The sequence below is a fragment of the Mesorhizobium sp. M2A.F.Ca.ET.042.01.1.1 genome (assembly GCF_003997405.1).
GTDB lineage: Bacteria > Pseudomonadota > Alphaproteobacteria > Rhizobiales > Rhizobiaceae > Mesorhizobium.
In genome coordinates, this window is the sequence record NZ_RZRX01000467.1 from 1 (window position 1) to 2,471 (window position 2,471).

General features: G+C 63.6%; 2 protein-coding genes. Both read left to right on the plus strand.

What is annotated here, in order from left to right; genetic code table 11:
- Nucleotides 1-202 precede the first annotated feature (202 nt).
- Entirely contained in the window at nucleotides 203-904 is a 702-nt protein-coding gene (locus EOA23_RS33760) for a response regulator transcription factor (protein ID WP_095819116.1), read from the plus strand.
- A gap of 129 nt (nucleotides 905-1,033) precedes the next feature.
- Nucleotides 1,034-2,471: sensor histidine kinase (locus EOA23_RS33765; protein WP_127307238.1), on the plus strand; the 1,438-nt coding region annotated here is incomplete at its 3' end.

The window sequence follows — 2,471 nt, forward strand, 5'->3', positions numbered from 1 at the left end:
GTTTATATGTGCAAAAAGTCGCGGAAGTTGCCCAAAGGATTGGCAGACTCCAATCGTCCAATCCCGTTATGGGTGCGATGGTGTGTAGCGGCAGGCCGCCCGTGACTTCGGACCGGGCCCGTGCCACATTTTGTACCCAATTTGTCCTGCAAAAGCCCCTTCTCGACGACAGAAGGGACAGCTCATGAGGGAGCCGCTTGAAATGGCAACAATCGCGCTTGTCGACGACGATCGCAACATCCTGACCTCGGTGTCGATCGCGCTCGAATCCGAGGGCTACCGGGTCGAAACCTACACCGACGGCGCGTCGGCGCTGGAAGGCCTGGCGGCGCGGCCGCCGAACCTCGCCATCCTCGACATCAAGATGCCGCGCATGGACGGCATGGAGCTGTTGCGCCGCATGCGTCAGAAATCGGACCTGCCGGTGATCTTCCTGACGTCGAAGGACGACGAGATCGACGAATTGTTCGGCCTCAAGATGGGCGCCGACGATTTCATCCGCAAACCCTTCTCGCAGCGGCTCCTGGTCGAGCGCGTGCGGGCGGTGCTGCGCCGGACCAGCGCCCGCGAGGCGGCGGCCAAGGCGCCCGCCCAGCAGGCCCGCTCGCTGGAACGCGGCCAGCTGGTGATGGACCAGGAACGCCACACCTGCACCTGGAAAGGCGAGCCGGTGACGCTGACGGTGACCGAGTTCCTCATCCTGCATTCGCTGGCGCAGCGCCCCGGTGTGGTGAAAAGCCGTGATGCGCTGATGGATTCGGCCTATGATGAGCAGGTCTATGTCGACGACCGCACCATCGACAGCCACATCAAGCGGCTGCGCAAGAAGTTCAAGGCCGTCGACGATGATTTCGAGATGATCGAAACCCTTTACGGAGTCGGGTACCGGTTCCGCGAAGCTTGAGGTCGTGAATGGTAAATAGTGAATGGTGAATGGTCCGCGGCTCCCTTATGGACCTCGCCTCATGTTAGGCGCCCATTTTTCCATTCACCATTTACCATTCACTATTCACCAAACAGGGCCTGCTATTCGATGGCAGTGGAAGTAGAGCGAGGCAGACGGGCGGGCGCGGCAAGGCGTCCGCCGCGGATCGTGCCCGCCTTCGTGTCGAGAATCACGGTGCCGATGCGCCGGTTTCTCGGCCATCACATCTTCTCCAGCCTGACGCGGCGCATCCTGTTCCTCAACCTGGCCGGGCTTGCCGTGCTGGTGACCGGCATCCTCTACCTCAACACCTTCCGCGACGGCCTGATCGACGCACGCGTCGAGAGCCTGATGACGCAGGGCGAAATCATCGCCGGCGCGATCGCCGCCTCGGCGACGGTGGAAACCGATTCGATCAGCATCGACCCGGAAAAGCTGCTCGAGCTGCAGGCCGGCGAGAGCCTGGGGCCCGGATCGGACCAGCTCGACAATCTGGATTTCCCCATCAACCCCGAACGCGTCGCGCCGGTGCTGAGACGACTGATCTCGCCGACGCGCACCCGCGCCCGCATCTATGACCGCGACGCCAACCTCCTGCTCGATTCCCGGCATCTCTATTCGCGCGGCCAGATCCTGCGCTACGACCTGCCGCCCGTCGACGACGAACAGCCCGGCCTCGTGGAGCGGGTCGAGAAGTTCATCTTCGACTTCTTCCGCAACAAGGACCTGCCCGTCTATCACGAGCAGCCCGGCGGCAATGGCGCGGCCTTCCCAGAGGTGGTCAAGGCGCTGACCGGCAGCCCTTCGACCATCGTGCGGGTGAGCGAGCAGGGCGAGCAGATCGTCTCCGTCGCGGTGCCGATCCAGCGTTTTCGCGCCGTGCTGGGTGTGCTGATGCTGTCCACCGAGGGCGGCGACATCGACAAGATCGTCGCGGCCGAGCGCAAGGCGATCCTGCGCGTCTTCGGCGTCGCGGCGCTGGTCACCGCGATCCTCTCGATGCTTCTGGCGTCCACCATCGCCAATCCGCTGCGGCGGCTTTCCGCCGCCGCCGTCAGGGTGCGGCGCGGCGTCAAGAACCGCGAGGAAATACCAGACTTTTCCGACCGGCAGGACGAGATCGGCAATTTGTCCATCGCCGTGCGCGACATGACCAATGCGCTTTACGCGCGCATCGAGGCGATCGAAAGCTTCGCCGCCGACGTCTCGCACGAATTGAAGAACCCGCTGACATCGCTGCGCAGCGCCGTCGAGACGCTGCCCTTGGCGAAGAACGACACGTCTCGCGCGCGGCTGATGGAGATCATCCAGCACGACGTGAAGCGGCTCGACCGGCTGATCACCGACATCTCCGACGCCTCCCGTCTCGACGCGGAGCTGGCGCGAGAGGACGCCGGAACCGTGGACCTGAAGAAGTTCATCACCGATCTGGTCGCGGTCTCGCGCGAGACCACGCGCAACAAGAAGGCCGTCGAGATCGAGCTCAAGGTGGCCAAGCTGCCGACCGGCGCCAAGGGCTATTTCGTTGTCGGCCATGATCTGAGGA